The organism is Shewanella violacea DSS12 (assembly GCF_000091325.1).
In the GTDB taxonomy this organism is placed as follows: domain Bacteria; phylum Pseudomonadota; class Gammaproteobacteria; order Enterobacterales; family Shewanellaceae; genus Shewanella; species Shewanella violacea.
Genome location: NC_014012.1, coordinates 617,997 through 642,048, shown reverse-complemented (window position 1 = coordinate 642,048; position 24,052 = coordinate 617,997). Strand labels below are relative to the sequence as shown.

Annotated in this window: 19 protein-coding genes; 13 read left to right on the top strand and 6 right to left on the bottom strand. The window is 46.1% G+C overall.

Translation table 11 applies throughout. The features are described 5' to 3' along the window. Nucleotides 1–83 precede the first annotated feature (83 nt). Nucleotides 84–2,948 carry a bifunctional [glutamate--ammonia ligase]-adenylyl-L-tyrosine phosphorylase/[glutamate--ammonia-ligase] adenylyltransferase gene (glnE, locus tag SVI_RS02600; protein ID WP_408005163.1) on the bottom strand — a complete coding sequence of 955 codons (2,865 nt, stop codon included), beginning with the start codon at nucleotides 2,946–2,948 and terminating at the stop codon, nucleotides 84–86. Nucleotides 2,949–3,216: 268 nt separating this feature from the next. Between glnE and SVI_RS02595 the strand changes: the two genes are divergently transcribed. The 8 genes from SVI_RS02595 to SVI_RS02560 all read left to right on the top strand — a co-directional run bounded on the left by SVI_RS02595 (nucleotide 3,217) and on the right by SVI_RS02560 (nucleotide 10,302). Next, entirely contained in the window at nucleotides 3,217–4,176 is a 960-nt protein-coding gene (locus tag SVI_RS02595; protein WP_013049826.1) for a hypothetical protein, read from the top strand. A gap of 13 nt (nucleotides 4,177–4,189) precedes the next feature. Continuing rightward, the gene (locus SVI_RS02590; protein WP_013049825.1) at nucleotides 4,190–5,089 is read left to right on the top strand and encodes a DUF350 domain-containing protein; all 900 of its coding nucleotides are present in this window, start codon (nucleotides 4,190–4,192) and stop codon (nucleotides 5,087–5,089) included. Nucleotides 5,090–5,156: 67 nt separating this feature from the next. Beyond that, complete coding sequence (locus tag SVI_RS02585; RefSeq protein ID WP_041419599.1) at nucleotides 5,157–6,905, top strand: polyamine aminopropyltransferase; 1,749 nt, start codon at nucleotides 5,157–5,159, stop codon at nucleotides 6,903–6,905. Between the two features lie 58 nt (nucleotides 6,906–6,963). After that, entirely contained in the window at nucleotides 6,964–7,377 is a 414-nt protein-coding gene (locus SVI_RS02580) for a YjfI family protein (RefSeq protein ID WP_041419598.1), read from the top strand. An 83-nt stretch (nucleotides 7,378–7,460) separates the two neighbouring features. Continuing rightward, nucleotides 7,461–8,147, top strand: coding sequence for a PspA/IM30 family protein (locus tag SVI_RS02575; RefSeq protein ID WP_013049822.1), 687 nt, complete (start codon nucleotides 7,461–7,463; stop codon nucleotides 8,145–8,147). 203 nt (nucleotides 8,148–8,350) lie between these two features. Beyond that, entirely contained in the window at nucleotides 8,351–9,004 is a 654-nt protein-coding gene (locus SVI_RS02570) for a hypothetical protein (protein WP_041419597.1), read from the top strand. 88 nt (nucleotides 9,005–9,092) lie between these two features. Continuing rightward, on the top strand, nucleotides 9,093–9,422 hold the full coding sequence (locus SVI_RS02565; RefSeq protein WP_013049819.1) for a hypothetical protein: 330 nt from the start codon (nucleotides 9,093–9,095) through the stop codon (nucleotides 9,420–9,422). A 73-nt stretch (nucleotides 9,423–9,495) separates the two neighbouring features. Continuing rightward, nucleotides 9,496–10,302 carry an ion transporter gene (locus SVI_RS02560; protein ID WP_013049818.1) on the top strand — a complete coding sequence of 269 codons (807 nt, stop codon included), beginning with the start codon at nucleotides 9,496–9,498 and terminating at the stop codon, nucleotides 10,300–10,302. A gap of 45 nt (nucleotides 10,303–10,347) precedes the next feature. Here SVI_RS02560 and SVI_RS02555 read toward each other — a convergent pair whose 3' ends face one another. After that, entirely contained in the window at nucleotides 10,348–11,850 is a 1,503-nt protein-coding gene (locus SVI_RS02555) for a CYTH domain-containing protein (protein WP_013049817.1), read from the bottom strand. A 285-nt stretch (nucleotides 11,851–12,135) separates the two neighbouring features. Here SVI_RS02555 and SVI_RS02550 point away from each other — a divergent pair, with 285 nt between their 5' ends. From SVI_RS02550 to SVI_RS02530, 5 genes are all read left to right on the top strand, one after another. Further along, nucleotides 12,136–12,816: a TIGR00153 family protein gene (locus SVI_RS02550; RefSeq protein WP_013049816.1), complete on the top strand. Its 681-nt coding sequence runs from the start codon at nucleotides 12,136–12,138 to the stop codon at nucleotides 12,814–12,816. A gap of 24 nt (nucleotides 12,817–12,840) precedes the next feature. Then, a complete protein-coding gene (locus SVI_RS02545) occupies nucleotides 12,841–14,109 on the top strand; it encodes an inorganic phosphate transporter (protein ID WP_013049815.1) in 1,269 nt (422 codons plus the stop codon). Between the two features lie 256 nt (nucleotides 14,110–14,365). Further along, entirely contained in the window at nucleotides 14,366–14,941 is a 576-nt protein-coding gene (locus SVI_RS02540; protein ID WP_041419596.1) for a TIGR04211 family SH3 domain-containing protein, read from the top strand. Nucleotides 14,942–15,246: 305 nt separating this feature from the next. Continuing rightward, nucleotides 15,247–18,441, top strand: a complete 3,195-nt coding sequence (gene putA / locus SVI_RS02535; RefSeq protein WP_013049813.1) for a bifunctional proline dehydrogenase/L-glutamate gamma-semialdehyde dehydrogenase PutA — start codon at nucleotides 15,247–15,249, stop codon at nucleotides 18,439–18,441. Nucleotides 18,442–18,626: 185 nt separating this feature from the next. Continuing rightward, on the top strand, nucleotides 18,627–18,803 hold the full coding sequence (locus SVI_RS02530; RefSeq protein ID WP_013049812.1) for a helix-turn-helix domain-containing protein: 177 nt from the start codon (nucleotides 18,627–18,629) through the stop codon (nucleotides 18,801–18,803). A 175-nt stretch (nucleotides 18,804–18,978) separates the two neighbouring features. On the opposite strand, the gene cydC is transcribed toward SVI_RS02530, so the two are convergent. From cydC to SVI_RS02510, 4 genes are all read right to left on the bottom strand, one after another. Then, nucleotides 18,979–20,772 carry a heme ABC transporter ATP-binding protein/permease CydC gene (cydC, locus tag SVI_RS02525; RefSeq protein WP_013049811.1) on the bottom strand — a complete coding sequence of 598 codons (1,794 nt, stop codon included), beginning with the start codon at nucleotides 20,770–20,772 and terminating at the stop codon, nucleotides 18,979–18,981. Beyond that, a complete protein-coding gene (gene cydD, locus SVI_RS02520; protein ID WP_013049810.1) occupies nucleotides 20,769–22,604 on the bottom strand; it encodes a heme ABC transporter permease/ATP-binding protein CydD in 1,836 nt (611 codons plus the stop codon). Before cydD ends, cydC begins: the two co-directional genes overlap by 4 nt. Nucleotides 22,605–23,103: 499 nt before the next feature. Next, nucleotides 23,104–23,457, bottom strand: a complete 354-nt coding sequence (locus tag SVI_RS02515) for a DUF3622 domain-containing protein (protein ID WP_013049809.1) — start codon at nucleotides 23,455–23,457, stop codon at nucleotides 23,104–23,106. Nucleotides 23,458–23,537: 80 nt separating this feature from the next. Further along, entirely contained in the window at nucleotides 23,538–23,747 is a 210-nt protein-coding gene (locus tag SVI_RS02510) for a DUF3565 domain-containing protein (RefSeq protein WP_013049808.1), read from the bottom strand. Between the last annotated feature and the right edge of the window lie 305 nt (nucleotides 23,748–24,052).

Sequence of the window (24,052 nt, the reverse complement as noted above, 5' to 3'; positions counted from 1 at the left end):
AAATTAGAGTTTGCTTCGATTTCGACAAACTGCATGGCAAAATGCAAATTTAAAACATGATAAAATTCAGCCTATTTAATGCATTATGATTGCAAGACCCGACGATAGATATCCATCACCCTATGGGCATGTTCCTCAACCTTATTTTTGAGTATTTGAGCAGGAAGATGTTGTAAGGCAAGTCTATGGCTCTCATCACGTAGAAAGAAGTAAGCTTGAATGAGGGACTGAACATCGATTAGAGGCAAGAGTTCCAGTTCTCCTAAGGCTTCAAAAATCCTCAGATTATCAGACCAGGTAGACAGCTCATCGTGGTCATGGGCATAGGCTAACACCAGAAATTGGGCGATAAACTCGATATCGGCAATGCCACCCTCACTCTGCTTAAGATCGAACATGTCTGGTGCAGACTTTAACAGATGATCACGCATCTTGAGCCGCATACCTCTTACCTCTTTGGCCAAGGTATGCTTATCCCGCTCCAATTCGATAACCTGAGATCGTATCTGACTAAAGCGACTCGATAGCTCATTTGCACCAAACATAAACCTGGCTCTAACCAAAGCCTGATGCTCCCAGGTCCAGGCTTCCTCTTTCTGATACTGACCAAAATTTTCTATTTCGCTTACTAGCAAGCCCGATGAGCCTGATGGTCGTAAACGCATATCCACTTCATAGAGTTCACCTGATGTGGTACGGGTAGAAAACAGGTGTAAGATCCGCTGAGCTAGCTTGAGATAAAAATGCCCAATTTCTATGGGACGATCGCCATCGGTCTCTCTGTGCTCTGGATAGATCTCACGAGAATAGTTGTGCAAAAACACCAGATCGAGATCCGATCCATACCCAAGCTCTAGCCCACCAGCTTTACCATAACCAATAACAGCAAAGCCCATATCACCGTCTTCGAGGTGACCCGGAACCCCGTGACGACTGATAATTTGCAGCCAGGCCTGAGTGACCACTTGATCGATAACAGCCTCGGCCAGTAAAGTAAGATGCTCGCTAACCTCACTCACAGGTAAAACTCCGGTGACATCTGCAGCAGCTATTTTTAACTGCTGTGATAACTTAAATTGCCTAAGAACTTCCATCTGCTGTTCCATATCCTCCTCAGGCACACGCAGCAAATATTGCCTCAGCTCGCTACCATAATCATCGAGAGAAGTGGTGTCATATAGCTGAGTCGGATCGATAAGTTCATCGAGCAACATGGGAAACTTAGCCAACTGCTCTGCAATCCAGGGGCTAGCCTGGCACAGGCTCACCAATTGCTGTCGAGCTCCAGGATTCTCATAGAGGAGCTCGAGATAGGTAGTACGAGTCAAGATCTGATCCAACACCTTAGAAACTGCCGCAAAAGCCTTTGAAGGTGAATCGAAGTTAATCAGCTCACGCAATAGCCAAGGCATAAGCTTATCTAAAGTGTCCCGTCCACGGGGGCCTATGCTACGTTTAGCTATGGTGTCACGCCATTGTTTAAGCAAGGGCCAGAGGTCGGGATCTTCTATGGCTTGCTCGCCTATCAGGCTTTGAGCATGGTCATCTTCCTGAACATTCCAAAGATCTTGGGTCCAAAGATCTGTGATCTCATCTTGATCATGCCCGCCAACAGTATCCTTGAAGTGACGGTGGATCTTACTCATGGCCGACTCGATATGAGTCCTGAGTTCGGCTTCCGAAGCCATGCCCATGGCATGACATAATCGATACCAGTCCAAGCCATTATCCGGCAAGGTTTGGGTCTGTTTATCGCCTATGGCCTGTAGCAGGTTCTCCACACGCCTTAACAATAGATAACTCTGCTTAAGCTCATCCACCACCAGATATTCGAGTTGGCCAAGGCTATAAAGGGTATCTATCGCCGCAAACAGGCTCTGCTGACGCAGCGAAGGCTCACGGCCGCCACGAATGAGTTGAAAACTCTGAATGACAAACTCAACTTCGCGGATGCCACCAGCGCCTAACTTAATATTGTCGGTGAGCTGTCTGCGTCTCACCTCCTGAGTGATAAGTTGCTTCATCTTGCGCAGAGATTCGATGGCAGAGAAATCAATATAGCGACGATAGACGAAAGGTCTTAGCATGGAGTGGAGTTCATCTGAGTACGCCGTCCAAGGACCTAGCGCCCTGGCCTTGACCATGGCATATCTCTCCCAGTCCCGACCCTGCTCCTGGTAATAATCCTCCAGGCCACTAAAACTCACCACCAAGGGGCCACTCTCGCCATAGGGGCGCAGGCGCATATCGACGCGATAGACGAAACCATCGACCGTGACTTGATGTAGCAGGTTAACTAGACGTTGACCCATGCGAATGAAGAACTGCTGGTTGGCTATGCTTCTGCGTCCTCCCTGAGTCTCGCCATGCTCTGGAAAGGTAAAAATAAGATCGATATCGGAAGAGAAGTTAAGCTCACGCCCGCCTAGCTTACCCATACCTAACACGAGTAAAGGCTGAGGATTACCGTCACTATCACAGGGGGTGCCGAGTTGCTTGCACATATCTGTATATAGCCAGTCTCGCCCGGCTATCACTAATGCTTCAGACAGGGCCGACAGATCTAACAATGAGTCTTCGAGACTGACATAACCAAAAAAATCCCGCCAAGCTAAGCGCACCATCTGTTGATTTCGATAACGTCGAAGGTGAAGCTTAACTTCATCTTCACTGGTGCAGGCCTCAAGCAGCTCATGAACCTCTTTATCTAAGCTTTGACGTTCCAAATTATCGAGCAGTCCATTAAAAAGCGGAGAGATCCAATCCGGATGACGACATAATTGCTCTGCAACAAAATCACTGAGTCCCATGATACGATACAGCTCGTCGCTCTGCTGCTGGCTAAGTGTGCTGGGGAGCTCAGGCCAGGCTTCATTCAGCCTTTGCCAGTAACGATCTGCAACTTTAACTATGATGGCAGATAAGGGCTTGTTACTGATATTTTCCATGGTGATCATAATCCTTAACAATTTTGGCTGTCGACATATTATGTCTTTGGTGATATAGATATGTCTTAAATGATCTGCTTATGTCCCGAATGATATATATTAGTCATCATCTTGCATTAAGATGAACAGCTAACTGATATCTTAGATAAAACGACTATTTATAAACTCAGTTGAAAGGTTACTATACCCTAAGCAAGCACTATCTTGGGTAGTGAAATCTTGCGCTGAAAATAAAATTCAGTCACCACCAAATAATAATGGAGAAAACATGGCAGCAATGCTTATGCGTATTCTCACTGTTACATTGCTATTCACCTTAGTTGGTTGTGGCGATGACAGACCCGACAAGATTGCTCAATTTCAGCAACTCGCCGGCCAGAGAATCGATACCTTGGGCCAGATGCTCAATGACGGCCAGATCCGTAATGCAATGTTACTCAAGCAGTACACGAGTATTATGCAGCAGCAGAAACCGGAAATGGCACCACTATTTGGTGAACTCGCCAAAGATGCGACCACCAAGGGCCCCATGTACACCTCTTTGATGAGTCGATATCGAGATCTCGGTAACGCCAGCAAGTATGTGGATCTCGATCAGCAGTTGTCCGAAGCTGAAAATGTCTATTATGCCGCCGATCCTAGCCTGTATAACGATATGATCTCAGATCCTCTCAATGTGGTCGCCGACATGTCTGATGGCGCCCTAGCCAGAGTGAACTCCATTAGCCGTGAGGCCTCAGCCCTGGCTAACGGAGCCGATAATTTCGGTGCTGGTAGTCAACTTGTGGGTAACCCAGGTTATGGCAGCTGGCAAACAGGTTCTAGCGGCACGTCCTTCTGGGCCTGGTACGGTATGTATTCCATGTTCTCCAACGTGATGCGCGGACCTATCGGCTACGATCGTTGGTCAGGTCGAAGAAACTACAGCTATTACAACGATGTGGGGCGTTCCCGCTATACCTCCCCCAAACAAGCCAGCGCACAGAATAAGACCTTCGAGCGCACCAAGAAACAATTCAGCTCACAAGGGAAGAAGTTCGATAGCCCCTATGCTAAGTCACGCTCAGGCTCTACCAGCCTATCGAGACAAAGCACAAGTACACCTAAGGCGAGCACCACAGGCACTCGCAGTAAAAGTAGCAGTAAGTTCCGTTCTAATTACTCTAAGAACAGTAACTTCCGCAATTCTAACAGTCGCACGACTCGCGGTGTACGCCGAGGCAAATAGGTAAGGAAATCACATGACAATATTTCAACACTTTGGCATAACAACGGATCTGGCGATCATATTAGTGATCGATCTGACTATCGCCATTATTCTGCTTACCTTGATGCGTTATCTTCAAGGCTGGACGGCTAAGGTCGATAGTCGAGTCGAACTGGCAGAAAGAGATAACTTTGCCTTCGGCATCAGCACTGCTGGCGCCATAGCGGGCCTTGGTATTGTGCTTACCGGAGCCATCTCGGGTGAGGCTGCCAGCTCTTATGCTGCCGAAGCAATAGGCATGAGTGCCTACGGTTTATTTGGTCTGATACTGATCAAGTTAGGTCGATATCTTCACGATAAGATCGCACTCAATGAGTTCAATAAGGGTGAACAGATCCTTAAAGGCAATATCTCAGTTGCCATCGTCGATGCCTGCGCTGCGATAGCCACGGCGATTATCATCCGCTCTGTACTTATCTGGGCCGAAGATCTGACTGTCGATACCTTCATCGCCATCTTCAGTGCCTTCGCCATTTCTCAACTCATGTTAGTACTACTGACACGTTTTCGTGAGCACAGATATGCCAAACGTAACCAAGATGCTTCCATGCAAGATGCCCTAGTTCAGGGTCATACTGCCGTGGCGATTCGTCATAGCGGATATATGCTTGCCATGGCACTGAGCTTCAACGCCGCGAGTCATTTCATTATCTATAACCCACAGGCCTACATAGCAAACCTGATAGGTTGGCTAATCTTCTCGGTCATCATGTTAGTAGCACTCACTGTGCTGATAAAGATAGTGAAGAAGTTAGTACTTTCTAACATTAACTTGGCCCAGGAAGTGGAACAGCAACACAACATAGGTATAGCTACCGTAGAGTTAGCCATCAGTGTCGCCGTGGCTCTCATACTTACCAGCTTGATGTATTAAATTAATTAACGTTCCCAAAATACGGTTAATCATCTGATTAGCCGTTTTATTTTCCTTAACGCAAGAGATGCAAGTGACTGAATCAGCGCTTAATACCGGCTCGACAAACCAAGAAAGAAAACTCAGCTGGTTCGACGATACCTTATTGCTAGGCATCATGGCCGTACTCGCTGGCTGTGGTTTAATTTATGAATATCTACTCTCTCATTATGCCGGTCGAATCCTAGGAGCCTTAGAGGCCGCCATCTATACCATGATAGGCCTGATGATCGTCTCCATGGGAGTCGGGGCATTCGCTGCCAGAAAGATACGCTGTGCCTACACAGGTTTTGCCGTACTCGAACTCAGCGTTGCCCTGTGTGGCTCACTGGCCATCTTGATCACAGCTGCCGTTATCGGCTTCGGTCAACAGCTACCTCTGATCATAGCTAGCACATTAGGCTTACCACCAGATCAACTCCCCGAAGGTGGTTTCATCGGCCTACTACAGCATCTGAGTGAGTATTTACCTTATTTCTGGGGCATATTACTCGGCTTGATGATTGGCATGGAGATCCCCCTCATAGCTCGTGTGCGCCAGTCTCTATGTGATGAGCATTTGATGCATAATGCCGGCACCATTTATGGCGCCGACTACATAGGTGCAGGTATAGGAGCCGCCATCTGGGTGACCTTTATGCTAGCCATAGATATTCAGCTTGCGGCTGCCTTGACTGCCAGCTTTAACTTATTGGCAGGCTTTATCTTCATCTGGCGCTTCTGGGATCGCATCAAGTTCGTCAAAGTCTTGCTGGTTGGCCATTTTATCGCATCGGGTATCTTACTTCTGTTGGCCTGGCACGGTCCCGGCTGGGAGCAAAATTTCAATAATTTGCTCTATAAAGATCAGGTTATCTATGCCAAATCGACCCGTTTTCAGCAGCTCACCTTTACCGAGAGGCTCAGAGGCAGTGGCATAGATCCTGTCTATTCTCTGTATATCAATGGCAGGTTACAATTCTCCAGTATTGACGAGCATATCTATCATGCATTTCTGGTCCATCCGACCATGGAAGCGGCAGCTCGCCATGACAAGGTGTTGATCATAGGCGGCGGCGATGGATTAGGGCTAAAACAGGTTTTGAAGTGGCAGCCTAAACACGTCACCTTGATGGATCTCGATAAAGATCTGCTAGCCCTGTTCACCTCTCACGACGCCGATATGCCGAAGCGTTTGAGCCAAACCTTGCTCAAACTCAATGGTGATTCCCTCAACGACCCTAGGGTCGAAGTCTTGGTGGACGACGCCTTCAATGGCGTAGATAAACTACTGAAGAAAGGCGAAAAATATGATGTCATCATAGTCGACCTACCGGACCCCAGCCATCCGGATCTCAACAAGCTATACTCAGATCTTTTTTATAAGAAATTAAAAGAACTCTTGAGTGCCGACGGCGCCCTAACAGTACAGTCGACATCCCCCTATCATGCACCTAAGGCCTTTATTTCTGTTGGAAAAACCTTAGCACTTGCGGGCTTCGATGTTAGCCAGTACCACCACAATGTACCGAGTTTCGGCGAGTGGGGCTGGAGCATAGCCACTGCATCGGGCAAGAATGCCAAGGCAAGACTGAGTAATATCAAACAGCTGTCCATAACAGATGACTGGTTGACGCCTGGGCTTATCAAGGGCGCCTTCGAATTCCCGGGGAATTTCTATAAAGATATAGACAAGATTCAAGCCAACAGAATTGGCTCGATGCAGTTATACCAGTATCACCAGCAGGCCTGGGATGAAAACCAGGGAGTTATGATTTTTTTCAAAAATAGCACTTGACATATTATGTCGCAGTGCTATCTTTAACCGCAGACATAATATGTCAAAGAGGACAAATATGAATATCCACAATATTGCTAACCACCTCAATGATCTTTGTGACAAGAGTCACACAGGCCTTCAATTCGATTGCTACCCAATCGATGGTGAAGTCGAAGTATTGCAGGTCAATATCGTAGGTCGTGAAGAGATACCCGTATTTGTATCGGTAACGGAAAACCAGGTTCTCTGTATCAGTTACCTTTGGGGTGAAGACGAAGTCAAACAGGAAACTCGCATGGCGATGTTTGAAACCATGTTAGAGCTTAACATCCCGATGCCATTGTCATCCTTCGCAAAAGTAGATGACAAATACGTTGTTTATGGTGCGCTGTCGGTGCACTCGGATATGCAGGAGATCGAACAGGAACTCTCAGTTCTATCTGATAACTGCCTGGAAGTCATCGATGAGATGAGCGACTTCCTCAAGTAATTTTTATCTAGTTAATTAACTGAATTTTTAAGTAATGGCACAAGTTGAAGTCAGTGTGATTACATAATTAAAGGAGCCACATCATGGGCATACTAAACAAGATTTTAACCGCTTTTCGTGGCGGCGCTACCGAAGTTGGTCAGACCATAGTCGATGCAAACTCGACCCGTATCTTCGAACAGGAGATCCGTGATGCAGAGAAGCACTTAACCAAGGCTAAGCGTGAACTGACTGATGTTATGGCCAAAGAGATGCAAGCCAGCCGTGAAATCGACCGCTTGAAGCGTTCAGTCACAGAGCATGAAGGTTTTGCGACTCAAGCTTTAGAACAAGACAATGAAACCCTTGCCTTAGAAGTTGCCGAGAAGATAGCTCAACTCGATCAAGAGCTTTTAGAGCAGCAGTCCGCTAACGACAGCTTCAGTGCTCATGCTGCACGTCTTAAGGACTTAGTACGTAAGACTGAACGTCAGTTAACCGACTACCAGCGTCAACTCACTATGGTTAAGACCACAGAGAGCGTACAGAAGGCTACGGCGTCAATAACTAACTCTTTCGCCGGCAGTAACTCTAAGCTGTTAAATGCTAAAGATTCACTGGAGCGTATCAAGGCTCGTCAACAGCAGTTTGATGACCGCCTCAAAGCATCAGAAGCTTTAGAAGATGAGAACAGCGATAAGTCGCTACATGCAAAATTAGCTGAAGCTGGTATCGGCGAGCAAAAGTCCAACGCGAATGCCGTATTGGAACGCCTCAAGGCACGTAAGTAATCGCAATTAGATTTCACATGAAGCTAGATACTAGCCGCTCATGCCTTGACTAAGACTGCAGCGCTTTTCTTTTCATAAAGAAAGGCGCTCTTTTGTCTTAAGCCACAAATAGCCTGTAGCAGGCTAACCATCGAAGATGTTTTCCCAGTAAATTATCCTAGGGGAAGCGCCAGTTGAAATATATTAACCAATCAGGAGTGATGATGAGTTTTTTAAAAGGTCTTTTTGGTAAGAAAGAGGCACCCCAACGTCAGCTAGATCACCCCTCTAAACTCCTCAAGGGAGACATGATCTCTCTGGATGATAGCTTCGCCCTGCCGCCACAGCTTAGAGGCCAGCAGTTAAGAGTCGAATCCATCAGTACCTATGAATACCAGCGCAGTCAACAGACTGAATGGATACTCAAGGGTCATGGAAATGACACAGTATTTTTGTCTCTCGATGAAGATGATGAAACTTATCTGGCCTTTTCAATTAAAATCAATCGTTCTATGGTTGAACATATTTTCGATCTCGATCAGTTTGGGGCCATATTCGAAGAAGATGAGCAGGCACAATTAACCACATTAAAACTACCGAGCGAACTAGTCTCAGAGTTTTCTCAGTGGCTAGGCAAAGAATACCACCAGGTCAATTTCGCTCAATTTGGTTACTTCCACCGGGAAGATTTCCGCGGTAAGAAGCCGCCCCAGGATGCAGATGGTGCCACAGGCGATGAATTCGAATCTTATCATCTACTTGATGAAGATGAGAAATATGCCGTCGATGTTGAAGTCTATGCAGATGGTGATACCGATGTCATGTTAACCTTGTATCGACCCCTTGCCGATATTCGAGATTATTGGCCCGGGAAATAAGCGCTACAGTTCCTAGGTTCTACAAGCTAGGAACTGAGTTTCAAGATACAGTTTAATTGTTAAGGTTAATTTTTTAAGGTAATACCGAATGACTAAGAAAAAGAATTCGCTTCCGGAGCAATGGTTACAAAACCAGAAAGCGGCGAAAGCGACTCAAGTGGCGTTCGACTTAGATGAAAAATTTCAGTATTCCATCCGTAAAGCCGCGCTAGATTCAGGTTTCAGTCCCTCGGATCAGATCCGTACCATCTTAGGGCTCTCAGTCACTAAGCGCCCTAAACGTCCACGCCTAACCGTGTCTCTCAGCCCTGAAGACTATGTGCAACTAGCCAAGATGTATGACCTGTCTCCTGAGTCCCAGCTTGAAATAAAGAAGCGCGTACTGGATGATCTCATCCACTTTAGTGATAAAAACTAGTACACTCAGTCAGATACCTATGGAATATCCAATCGCTAATCTAGCGATTGGATGAAAAACGGATGTATGTGAAATGGCAAACTTAAGTCGATGGTTACCCGAAACAGAGACTCACCCCACCCCCTTTCAGTTAGCCATGATGGTTCTGTCTTTTCTGTCTGTCATAGTGGTGCTGGTGCTCACTTTTGCCAAAGTCGATGAGGAAACCCGTCGCCTACTCCTGATAATCGATTTCAGTATCTGCATGATCTTTCTTAGTTACTTCTTCTTTAATCTGTTTAGAGCCGAAAACAAACTTCAATATTTTAAACATAACTGGATCGATCTGGTTGCCAGTATTCCCGCCATAGAACCCTTGAGACTAGCCCGCCTGTTTCAGATACTACGAGTGATCCGCCTCATTCGTATGACCCACTCGCTGATCATCCCTATGGTAAAACAGCGCAGACAAGCTACCTTAGCTAGCCTGCTGGTCGCCATGGTGACTATTCTGACCTTCTCCTCAGTATTGATGTTGATCGTCGAGGCTGGTGTACCTAATGCAAATATTCATACGGCAGAAAACGCTATCTGGTGGGCATTAGTCACCATTTCCACTGTAGGCTATGGTGACTTCTACCCGGTATCGACAGCAGGACATGTTATCGGTGCAATCGTCATCATCTGTGGAGTCAGTTTCTTCGGTGTTATCTCAGGTTATATGGCATCTATCTTTATCGCACCCGATGAGACTGAAAAACTCGAACTCCAGAGTGAAGAGATAAAATGTGAACTAAAAATGGCCATCGACCGCATGGAGCAGAACCAGAATGTCTTGTTGGCAGAGATAAATAGTTTACGTGAAGAGATACGAGAAGGGAAAGAAGACCCTAGTTCCTAGAATCTGGGTCTAGGTCTAAGTTCTAAGGTCTAAGGTCTGTTCAACCTATCGCCAATATGGCAGATTGCTCAATGCTGAGCGTCTCGAGTGCTCCATGGCAAACACTAAGCTTTCCTCTTTATTCTGTAGCCAATCCGAGATATCGATATCCAGGGATTTACTTATGTGAGCTAATTGCCGATAGGCAGCCAAGGTTCTAATCCCTAACACCAAATCTTGCCAAGGTGCTCTGAAGGCATCTCTGCTTTGCCTGGTATATAGCTCGCCATAAGCCACGCCGACAAATATACTGTCATCTAATGCACGAGCGAAGGACTGGTACTCACAGCTAGTTAAGTCCGCTTCCGATGGCATCAAGCCTAAGATTTTCTGCCATGAAGCTTCCTGCATTTGATCGGCAAAGGTCTTAAGATCTGTTTTAATATCGACACGGGTCTCCCCGGCTCTTATTGCAAACAAGAGATCCACTAAACTAAGTTGCAGACTGCCGTAGCAGGTATCGGCTAACATCTTCTGCATAAGACTCGAGATGGATAATTGTTGCAGTGCTCTTAAGGCCTGCTCGGCTAATTTAGCCTTTGTCGGCTGCTTAGCAATAAGCTGACAATTATGACTCAATACTTCCGACAGACTCAATCCAGTCTCCACAAAACTTAAGTGGCCCTCTATAGAGTCAAAATTAGCGTTCAGACTATCGCTCAGCAGATTAAACTGCTCTAAGGTACATCTTAGCAGTCGTATACAAGCACGCAGTCGATAGCAAAGAGTTGGCACTTGTTCTAGGCTATGAACATCCGTTTCTAATATCATGGCTTCTAGCTGCTGCCACCGGTCCAGGCCTGTGCTTAAAAGAGAGGTGAGTGTCTGCTTGAGGTCTTGACCAGCCTCTAAGGCGATAAACTCTAGCACCTCCAAACTCAAAGGGCTCGATTGGGCCGCTAGTCGGTAACCTCGAAAAGCCTTACTTGCCTTGCCTAAGCGCATAGGAATGGTTTCGGCGACCTTGATACCCAACTCAATTAACGCCCCAGTCTTACCAGCCATCAACTCAAATTCTAATTCACAAATCGGCTCAGATTTCGTTTCACCATCTCTGGTAACGCTCACTTCACCAATATCTAAGGCAACTTCAACCAGGCTCTCATCCACATAAATATGCCAGGTTCGTCGCTCAAAATCCGTATCGAACAAACAGGTCAATTGAGATTGCACTGCTGTAATATTCGCCGCGTCAGGCCATATATTTGAAGGAAATAAATTTAAATCGGGCTCGGCTTGATCTATATCTAGATTGTATTCCGGCCGCGAATGGATCCCGCCGATCACAGTTCCTGCTGTTTTTATGGTCTGTTCACGCTTGCCATCGCAACCTCGAACCCTAAGACCCATGTCCCAAAGTCTCAGTTGCAAATCTGGGGTATCGAAATAAGCATTCGACAATTTACGGCAAGCTTGTTGCTCACTATTAGGCAAGCTATCAAGCAGGCTAATCAAGGTTTGTTGTTGTTCTAATTGAAAAAGTAATTTAAGTTCTATCTCGGCATTCATTAGCCAGTCGCTCACTTTGTCTTCAGGTTTAGATCTGTATTTTGTTGACACCGGAGAAGCTGTCATCAAAATTTCATTAATATTTCATCAATATTGCATCTATCGGATGAATTGTAATATGACTGTCACAAACAATTCGTAGGATTGCGCTTTCCAGTTAAGATATAACTCGTTAGAATATAAACTGATAGTTTTAATGTAAATCACAGTTTCAATACGCGGTCGCTTGAGTTAATATGCGCCCGCTTTTTCCAACAGTGAAATAACCTAAATAGGTACACGGCAATGCCAGTAAACTCTATTTTGGGCGTGTTTGCAAAATCGCCAATTAAGCCTCTACAAGAGCATATAGACAAAGTGCACGAATGTGCATCCATACTTGTCCCATTTTTCGACGCAACAGTCGCAGGAAATTGGGATCAGGCTATAGAACTACGTAAGCAGATCAGTGCTACGGAGCGTGAAGCTGACTCGCTAAAACGTGAGATCCGCCTAACACTTCCTGGTGGTCTGTTTATGCCTGTCGAGCGAACCGATCTTCTGGAGCTTCTAACCCAGCAAGATAAGATCGCTAACAAGGCAAAAGATATCTCCGGTCGTATCATAGGCCGTCAGCTGCTTATCCCCCAAGAGATCCAAGTTCCCTTCGCTGCTTATTTGTCCCGCTGCCTAGATGCAGTCGTTCTGGCCAAACAAGCAATCAACGAACTCGATGACCTGTTAGAAACTGGTTTCCGTGGTCGTGAAGTTGATTTGGTCGCAAAGATGATCGCCAAACTCGATAAAATCGAGGAAGATACCGATGTTCTTCAAATCAAGATCCGTCGTCAGTTGTTCGCTATCGAAAATGATATGAACCCTATCGATGTGATGTTTCTCTACAAAATAATTGAATGGGTCGGCGACCTGGCAGATCTTGCCGAACGTGTCGGTTCCCGCTTAGAGCTAATGCTAGCTCGCGTCTAACAACAAAGTTATCAAGGTAACAACATGGTTGATGTATTAGTCACCAATGGCCCATTGCTGATTGCAATTGCGGCTACATTTGGTTTTTTAATGGCCTGGGGTATTGGCGCAAACGATGTAGCCAATGCGATGGGAACCTCGGTTGGTTCTAACGCTATTACAATTAAACAAGCGATCATCATAGCGATGATTTTTGAATTTGCCGGTGCTTATTTAGCTGGTGGCGAAGTAACGAGCACGATCCGTAAAGGGATCATCGACTCTTCCTACTTCGTCGACTCTCCTGAGTTACTGGTCTATGGCATGATTTCAGCACTTTTAGCCGCAGGGATCTGGCTAATATCAGCATCTGCATTGGGCTGGCCTGTATCTACCACTCACTCTATCATTGGCGCCATCGTTGGTTTTGCCGCGGTAGGTGTGGGCACTGAAGCTGTCGAATGGGGCAAGGTTGCCGGCATCGTTGGCTCCTGGGTAGTCACTCCGGCAATATCCGGCTTTATCGCCTTCATGATATTCCAGAGCGTGCAAAAACTTATCTTCAATACAGATAATCCGCTGAAAAATGCTAAGCGTTACGTGCCTTTTTATATGGCGCTGGCAGGCTTTATGATGTCTCTGGTTACCATTCAGAAAGGCCTTAAGCATATCGGTATAAACTTCAGCACCCCAGAGGCCTATGGATTAGCCATAGGTGTGGCGGTTATTGTAGGTATCGGTGGTATGTTAGCGATTAAACGCCTCAAGATGGATGACAAGGCCGATCGCCAAACTCAGTTCGGCAATGTCGAGAAGGTATTCGCTGTCTTAATGGTCGTCACTGCCTGTTGTATGGCATTTGCACACGGTTCTAACGATGTAGCAAACGCGATTGGCCCACTAGCTGCTGTCGTTTCAGTGGTCAACAGTGGTGGCGAAATCGGTAGCCAGGCCGCTATTGTATGGTGGATCCTTCCACTTGGTGCAGTAGGTATCGTTATGGGTCTAGCCATCTTTGGTAAACGCGTAATGAAGACCATAGGTAAGAACATTACTCACCTTACCCCAAGCCGTGGTTTTGCTGCTGAGCTTGCTGCTGCGTCAACCGTAGTCATTGCATCGGGTACAGGTCTACCAATTTCTACGACACAAACCTTAGTGGGTGCAGTGTTAGGCGTAGGTATGGCCCGTGGTATTGCAGCGATTAATATGGGTGTAGTCAGAAACATAGTTGTTTCTTGGGTTATCACCTTACCTGCTGGTGCCGCCCTGTCGATTCTATTCTTCTTCACCATAAAAGGCATTTTCGGTTAAATCACTGAATAGGCTGTAGGTAAAAATATTAAGGGAAGCTGCGGCTTCCCTTTTTTATTGCTCAAATAGTGAGAGTTTTAAAATTTCCATAACCCAGTTATTTTCACTATTCCCCCTGCAAAACCTCTAAGTTACACCTAAGTTTTTACATTAATTAAGCTTCATCCACTCACAGACATATCTCTTGCATCTAGGCCTTGCAAAACACCAAGCAAATCCCTAGCATGTGGTTATATTTCGTTTTTGAGAATTCAAAGTGTTAAGATTCTTTGCTTTAGTGGGACTGTTATTGCTCTCTCCTAGCCTATTGGCCGCTGGCCAAGCTGGATACATATCTGATAAAGTTTATCTTTATCTTCATGGCGGACCGGGTACCCAATATCGTATTTTGGGCAGTATAGAGGCTGGCCAGGCAATCTCACTTTTGGGCGAAACTCAAGGTAATTACTCTAAGATCATCGACCATAAAGGCCGTGAAGGCTGGGTAGAAACCAAGATGGTGACTCGTAAGAAGAGTTTCCGTCAACAGCTACCCGAAGTGCAGGCTGAGTTAGATAAGACCAAGTCTGAATTAGAGCAAAACCTTAGCTCGAGTGATAACAATACTCAGCTACTCAGCAAACTCAAGTCGGATCTAAGTCGCGCTCAACGCGACTTAGCTACAGCAAGCAGCGAACGTGATCGCGCCACCAGCCAGCTAGCTAGTATCGAAAAGAATGAGCGTTTCCAAATGTGGCAAGAAGGCGGCATCATAGCCCTCATAGGTTTGTTCATAGGTGTAGTCTTAGTTTACCTACCAAGACCCAGACGTAAGAAGAAGAATCACTGGTAAACGGTAAAGCACTCATCAAAATATCTTAAAAAGGCCTGCATTCAAATGCGGGCCTTTTTATTTCCTGCCTAAAAAGCCTTATTTCATTGAGCTAGAGCGCTATCCACCCCAGCTGGATCAAACAAAACTCACATTCACACCCACAATAGTGTCGTTCGTCACATTTTGAATGTATAATCCCGCGAAGAGATGCCAGATTGTATACAAAATTAACATGCATCTTATTACTCTTAGTTAACCGATTCTTTTGATAGAGAATTAACTAAGGAATTTCTTCAAGCAAACTGTCCCTTTAAAAGGCCCAGATGGAAGTGATAACTATGTTCAAAGCGAGTGAAGTTCTAACTGGTCACTATGACTCAGCCAATCTCGATGAGCTATTTAAAGCCATCACCAATAACTATATTGTCGATGAGGAGCAATACCTCTCTGAACTCATCAAGCTTGTGCCTTCAAGTGATGAGGAAATTAACCGAGTCACTAAACGTGCACACGAGATGGTTAATAACGTTCGCCAATATGATAAGAAAGGCCTAATGGTCGGTATTGACGCCTTCTTGCAACAATATAGCTTAGAGACTCAAGAAGGAATCATCCTTATGTGTCTTGCTGAAGCCTTGTTACGTATTCCTGATGCAGCCACAGCTGATGCCCTGATTGAAGATAAATTATCAGGCGCTAAATGGGACATCCATCTAAGTAAGAGTGACTCAATACTGGTTAATGCATCGACCTGGGGCCTAATGCTCACAGGTAAGATAGTCAAACTAGATCGAAATATTGATGGTAAGCCAAGCAGTCTACTCAATAGACTAGTAAACCGCATGGGTGAGCCAGTTATTCGCCAAGCCATGCTTGCCGCCATGAAGATCATGGGCAAGCAGTTCGTACTAGGCCGCACGGTTAAAGAGGCGCTTAAAAATAGCCTAGACAAGCGCAAGCTCGGCTATACCCATAGCTATGACATGCTGGGTGAAGCGGCACTGACTAAAACAGATGCCCAAAAATACTTCGAAGACTACTCTAGTGCCATCGCATCCCTTGGTGAGCAGAGCTACGATGAATCTCAGGCACCACGCCCAACCATCTCAATTAAGCTGTCAGCCCTTCACCCTAGATATGAAGTTGCCAATGAAGACAGAACCCTGACCGAGCTGTACGACACACTCATCAAGCTTATTCAACAGGCGCGCGGCGTCAATATCGGTATCTCCATCGATGCCGAAGAGATGGATAGACTCGAGCTATCACTCAAACTGTTTCAGAAACTGTTTAATTCCGATGCGGCCAAGGGCTGGGGGGTGTTAGGTATAGTGGTTCAGGCTTACTCTAAGCGTGCGCTACCTGTGCTTTGCTGGTTGACCCGTCTATCTAAAGATCAGGGCGATGAAATACCTGTACGCCTCGTGAAAGGCGCTTATTGGGACAGTGAGCTAAAATGGGGTCAGGAAAAAGGTGAAGCCGGTTACCCGCTATTCACACGCAAGGCCGGTACCGATGTCTCTTACCTGGCTTGTGCTCGTTACTTGTTATCCGATGCCACTCGCGGTGCCATCTACCCTCAGTTTGCCAGCCACAACGCACAAACCGTCGCATCGATCACCGATATGGCAGGTGATAGAAACTATGAGTTTCAGCGTTTACACGGTATGGGTGAAGAGCTTTACGATACCCTTCTCGCCGAGAGTGGTGTGAAGACGGTACGTATCTACGCGCCAGTTGGCGCTCACAAAGACTTGCTGCCCTATTTAGTACGTAGATTACTCGAGAATGGTGCCAACACTTCCTTCGTACATAAGCTAATAGACCCTAAGACGCCCATCGAATCACTCGTGGTGCATCCGCTAGTCACGCTGCAAAAATACAAAAGCTTCGCTAACAGCAAAATAGTACTGCCAAGCGATATTTTCGGTGAAGAAAGAAAAAATTCCAAGGGACTCAACATGAACATCATCTCTGAATCTGAGCCATTTTTCGCAGCTCTCGATAAATTTAAAGACACTACCTGGAACGCAGGCCCTCTGGTCAATGGCGAGCTATTAAGCGGCGAAACAAATGAAGTTGTCAGTCCCTACGACACGACTCAAGTAGTGGGTAAGCTGGCTTTCGCTAATAACCAGGCCATAGAGCAGGCCCTCACAGGCGCAGATGCTGCTTTTAGTGGCTGGTGTAATACGCCTGTAGAAGTACGAGCAAATGCACTACAGAAGCTTGCGGACCTACTAGAAGAGAATCGTGAAGAGCTTATCGCCCTTTGTACCCGAGAAGCGGGCAAGAGTATTCAAGATGGTATCGATGAAGTACGTGAAGCGGTAGATTTCTGTCGCTATTACGCCGTTCAAGCCAAGAAGATGATGGCTCAGCCTGAACTTCTTCCTGGCCCAACGGGTGAACTGAATGAATTGTTCCTCCAAGGCCGCGGTATCTTCGTCTGTATTAGCCCGTGGAACTTCCCTCTGGCCATCTTCTTAGGTCAAGTTGCCGCAGCGCTTGCCGCGGGTAATACCGTTGTCGCTAAGCCTGCCGAGCAAACATCTATCGTAGGTTTCCGTGCGGTACAACTGGCACACCAAGCGGGTATTCCTAAAGATGTACTGCAATTCCTACCAGGTACTGGTGCAACTGTTGGCGCAGCAATCACTTCAGATGAACGCATTGCTGGTGTTTGTTTTACCGGTTCTACGGGCACGGCTAAACTGATTAACCGCACATTGGCAAACCGTGAAGGTGCCATCATTCCACTGATCGCTGAGACAGGTGGTCAAAATGCTATGGTTGTGGATTCAACATCTCAGCCTGAGCAAGTGGTCAACGATGTAGTTGCTTCATCATTCACCAGTGCCGGTCAACGTTGTTCAGCCCTGCGTGTCCTCTTCCTCCAGGAAGATATCGCAGATCGCGTACTCGAAGTGCTGAAAGGTGCCATGGACGAACTAAGCATAGGTAATCCTAGCTCCATCAAGACTGATGTAGGCCCAGTGATCGATGCAATGGCTAAAGCAAACCTAAATGCTCATATCGACCATATCAAACAGGTCGGAACTTTGCTTAAGCAATTAGAGCTGCCTGCTGGAACAGATAAGGGTCACTTCGTTGCTCCGACTGCGGTAGAAATAGATTCAATTAAGGTATTGGAGAAGGAGCACTTCGGTCCTATCCTGCATGTTATTCGCTACAAGGCTTCCGAGCTGGCTAAGGTGATCGATGAGATCAACAGCACAGGCTTCGGTCTGACCTTAGGCATCCACAGCCGTAACGAAGGACATGCTCTGAAAATTGCTAGCAAGGTCAACGTAGGCAACGTCTATATCAACCGTAACCAAATTGGCGCGGTTGTTGGCGTTCAACCTTTCGGTGGGCAAGGCCTGTCGGGCACTGGTCCTAAGGCCGGTGGACCACACTACCTGACTCGCTTCATCACAGAGAAAACCCGCACCAATAACATCACCGCCATAGGTGGTAATGCGACATTATTGTCATTGGGTGACAGCGACGAGTAATTGAATCCTTCAATAACTTTCAGCTAAAAAAGCCAGACCTTAGTGTCTGGCTTTTTTGTGCGTTCTGAACTCTTATCCCACTTTGACAAGATGTAAAATGGCATGATTTGACTATTTTTATAGGGCACACAGATATGGTCTTTGACTATACTTGAGTCATTCCCATCCAATTTCAGGAGTGAATAATGAGTGACAAAGTGTTAGATCTCGATGAAGTCAGTAAGCTCTTAGGAAAATCAGAAGCCACCATAAAACGCTATGCCAGAGAAAACCTACTCACCAATATTGGCGAAAATGACGAGTACAAATTCAATGAAGATGAAGTCAACCGCTATCTGGAATTCTCAAAACGGCTAGGTTAAGCAAGTGCCTGTGCTTAATCTGATAGGGAGAACACATCCTTGTCCTCCCTCTGCTTCCACAATCACTAATGCCAGATCCCCACAGTCAGGGTATCAACCAAGTTAAGAGATGAGTTCTTGCTCTTATCTTTTATGAACTAGCTTTATGTGCCAGTCATTATCCCCTAAAGACTGACTAATTCAGCTTGTGATACAGACTGGCATAATATTCATCCTTAACTAACAAGTCATCATGGCTGCCTGATACTCTCAACTGACCATCTTCCATCAAGTGGATCTTATCCATCTGAGTCATAGCTGTCAGCCTGTGACTGATCATCAGCAAGGTCTTATCTTTGGCAAATTCAAACAGTAGGGCTAATATTTCTCTCTCAGTACGCTTATCCAACCCTTCGGTTGGCTCATCGAGTAATAAGACTGGCGCATCACGCAACAAGGCTCTCGCCACACCAATACGACGCTGCTCGCCGCCCGAGAGCTGCCTGCCCCCTTCGCCTATCCAAGCATCGAGCGGCTTATCACCTTGAATCAAATTTGATAGTCCAACTTTATCTAAAACGCCCACGAGGATCTCATCATTGGCGGTTTGGGCGGCTCTGCGTTCGGCCCGTGTTGGTAAATCAGCAACTGACTTCTGTACTAAGGTCAAATTGTCTCTCAAGGTGCCACTAAACAAGTAGATACGTTGGCTCACAAGGGTGATGCCATCGGTTAAAGACTCTTGGCTATATTGATCGATCTCGACACCATCGAGCAAGATATTGCCGGATTGAGGCTGCCACTCCCTGGTGATCATGGACAATAAGCTGGACTTACCACAGCCAGTCTGACCCAACAGGGCCACCTTTTCGCCAGGTTTAATATTCAGGTTAATGTCTTGCAGCACCACTTGTTGAGTATCAAGTTGACTACCTTGCTCATAGGAAAAAAAGATCCCCTTGAGTGCTAGCTCACCATGTTGAACGCGAATATCGCTGACATTATTGAATACTATGCCCGGCTCCTGCTCCACCAGTTCATTGACTCGCTCGGCTGCCGTGACACAAGAAGAGAGATGCTGAAAGGCGCCGGCAATTGGCATCAGCATTTCGATACAGGCCAAGGTCATAAACACTATCATGGCAAGCATAGGTCCAGGAGGCTGATGCTCACCGACTCCCGATGACGCCATATAGAGGATCCCCATGACAACTAAGCCGTGACATAGGATAAGTGCCCCCTGGCTCAAGGCTGTGACATTCGCCATAGCACTTTGGCTAGCTAATAGCTTAGCTTCAGACTCTGCCAGCTGGGTCCGAAAGCGCTCATTAGCACCGAAGAGGGAAATCTCTGCCAGTCCCTGTACAAATTCCAGAACTTGCACCCGGTAGATGCGCTTGCTCTCTAGAAGGTCCACACCAGGCTTACGCCCCAGGTGATAGAAGACCCAAGGTAATACCAGCCATACCAAGAGTAAGCTGCCACATAAGATCAACGCCAGATCGGCATCGAACCAAGCAACAAAAAAATAGAGTGCCCCTAACATCAGGAATGATGCGGCCATTGGAGTCAACAGTCTCAGATAGAGATGATCTAAGGTATCAATATCGGCTACGAGTCTGTTAAGCAGATCTCCCTGCCTTATCCCTTGCATATTACTGGCACTGAGTGGCATTAGCTTTCGCCACGCCCATGTTCTCAATTGAGTCAGTAGTTTAAAGGTGGCTTCATGGGTCGCTAAACGCTCACCGTAGCGACTGGCAGTTCTGATTATGGAGAAAAATCTCACCCCACCAGATGGGGTGAAAAAGTTGAACATCATGGCCGTCGCCGCAGTTAAACCAGCAACAGCTGCTGCCGATAAAAACCAGCCTGAGAGCGAGAGTAAACCTATGCCAGCGACTAAGGTTGTGATGCTCAAAATCAAGCCTATGCACATCATTAACCACTGATGTTTAAATAACTTTATGAAAGGTAATAATGCCCTCATGAGTTCGACTCCTTATTAGCTTGAGCCTCAACATCTGTCTCATCTTCCTGCATCAGCTTAAACAATCCCTCTGCACGATTGAGATCCTCAAAACTTCCTCGCTGAACTATGGCCCCTGCATCTAATACTAAAATAGTATCCATCTGATGTAATTGATCGAGTCTATGGGTCACCATAAGGCACGAGGTCTTATCCATTGCCTGCCATAATGTGCTTAACACCGCCTGCTCACTGTGGCTATCTAAGCTCGCGGTGGGTTCATCTAATAGATACAAGTGGGCATCTTGCCCCAAAGCTCTGGCTAAGGCGATACGTTGAGCCTGCCCGACAGATAACCCAGCCATCTGCTCCCCTATCGGGTGAGATAGACCTAGACTCTGTTGCTCCACAAACTCGAGTATATTTGCCTTTTCCAGCAGGAGTTTGATCGCTTCATCCCCCATAGCCACGTCGGCCATAGCCACATTGTCACGCACTGTGCCATGAAATAGCTGAGGGTCCTGACCCAACCAGGCGAGGTGGCGGCGCCACAGGGTCATATCCAACTCACTCAACTCCAAACCGTTGACCTTGAGTGACCCCTCATAGGGAAGAAAGCCCAACATGGCATTGAGTAAGCTGGTCTTGCCTGAGCCGCTCGGCCCGACTATCGCCACATGTTGCCCCGGAGATAGATGAAAACTCACAGGCCCAACTAAAGTGGCGCCGTCATGGCTCAACACCTTAAGATCTCTTGCCTCAATCTCGACACCAGCCTGCCAATCAATTGCCTTATCATTAACAGCCATATGTTTTATTTCTTTACCGCCAGACTTAGACTCAACTGAATTCGATTCGACTCGATACTCAAGCAAGGCCATCAACTCTTCGGCGGCCCCTATGGCTTGAGCTTTAGCATGATAATGGGTGCCCATGTCACGCAAGGGTTGATAAAACTCTGGAGCAAGCATAAGAACAAATAAGCCGATAAACAGACTGACTCCGCCATTGTAATCACCGAAATTTAGATGACCCAGATAGCTGAAACCAAAATATACCGCCAGTACAGCGATAGACACAGCGGAAAAGAACTCAAGTACTGCCGAGCTCAAAAAGGCCATTCGGAGCACTGACATGGTTCTTTCACGAAACTCTTCTGACGCAGTTTCGATCTCCTTGACTTCAGCATCACCTCGATTGAATAACTTCAAGGTCGGCAAGCCCTTTAACCGGTCCATGAAATGACCACTCAATTTAGCCAAGGCACTGAAATTTTTACGGTTGGCATCCGCGGCGCCCATACCAACTAAGATCATAAACATGGGAATGAGTGGGGCCGTAGCCAACAAGATTAATCCGGCAGCCCAATTTAATGGAAATACCACTATGAGTATGGTCAGGGGAATGAAGCCAGCCAAGATGATTTGCGGCAGATAACGGGCGTAAAAGTCGTGCAGGTCTTCCACTTGTTCCAGCACTATGCTGGCCCAACTTCCGACGGGCTTGCCCTTGATGAATGCTGGACCGAGTTCTGTGAGTTTATCTAGGACTGCACTGCGGATCTGTAACCTGAGTCGTTTCCCCGACTCGAAGCACGCTCGCTCGCGGGCAAAAGCCAACAAGGCCCGAATAGGGATGAGTACCAGCAAGAGTATAAATTCATGAGTATAGTGAGACTTATCTAACTCGAGAATAATCACACCATGGAGTATCGTCGATAGCAGATATGCTTGAATGATTAATGACAATCCGGTGAGTAAACCAAACAACACGGTCAAATTGAGGTAGAAACCACAGGCTTTTTTCTGCAGTCTCAACCAAGAGGTCAATTGCTTCTCTAACGATTTGTCCATGTCACTCCTGCAAGATAATGATTCAAGGTAAATTCATAGCAGCCGCAGTATCGCAGGCATAGCTCGCAGAATAAACTGACAGTCTTGTAAATGTTAGGAGATTCACAAAAATTGCGCTAGATCAAAAAAAATGGAGCCAGCGCTTGGATAATGTGCTTATAAAAAGAACCGATTTTGGCTGCAAATTGACCGAATAAAAAAATCGAATAGCTATGTATTTATACAAAGAAGTGATATCTAGCTGGTGACTAACCGAATATGCAAAATCGAATGGCTATGTATTTATTCAAAGAAGTGATGTCTAGCTAGTGACTAACCGAATATGCAAAATCGAATGACTATGTATTTATACAAAGAAGTGATATCTAGCTGGTGATTAACCGAATATGAAAAATTGAATTTAGATGTATTTATAAAAATAGGGATATAAAAAAGGCCGCTGAGCATCTGCTTCAGCGACCTTTCTTTAACTCATCATGATGAGCAAGTTTAAAACCCGTTACTTCGACTCATCAGAGGCGTAGTCGTCATTGTCTTCATCGAATGAGCCTGAAGACTCACCGTCGGCAACATCACGAGCATCACGCCATGCATCAGCTGCTTGCTCTTTAGACGCAGCAGCTTCGGTACGCACTTCACGTTGCTTGGCCTTACGCTCGTTACGCAGCATTAGCTTATCGAGGAATGATTTAAGTTCCTTCTCACCCCAGACAGTTGCTTCAGCTTCGGTCGCAAAACCAGTTTTACGCTTTGAGACAATAGTTTTTCGCGCAGTCATACGACGAGTGATCTCGGCCGCCCAAACTTGCTTGTCTTGAACGATGCGAAAATCGAACTTTTTGGTTTGTGTCATATTACTTATTTCCTACAGATAAAATCTTATCGCCGGGCCAATGGCTCTGGCGTTAAGTACAAAATTTGTTTTCGGCTCATTTACTCATTCACGTCTTTAGGTAGACCTAGATCACATTTTTTGCAATCTAACCTATGACCAAGCATAGACTCTCTGCCTTCATCTGTTATCACCCAAGGCCGTACGACCCAAGGTGGCATATGCCTAACGTGCTGATAATGACCGCATGAAAGCTTAGCAACCCAATGATTTTCATCATCTTTAAGATAACCGACTATGGACTTTTTCATAGAGCCTAAACACCTATAACCCAAGTGGCTGAGCCAAGATGAGCGTTAAGAGCGCGAGACTAACACGTACAGAGTTTAAACAACATCATTTAACTTGGGATCTTTGCATCTAAAGCACAAGTATATAGCTAGACCAGCCCATAGAATCCTTAGGGTGGTTAGCATAAGCTAGTTGCTAAAAAATTTTAAGGGATGTCAGTTTAATCTTTAACTAGCAACTTACCTTCTTACCTTCTTACCTTCTTACCTTCTTACCTTCTTACCTTCTTACCTTCTTACCTTCTTACCTTCTTACCTTCTTACCT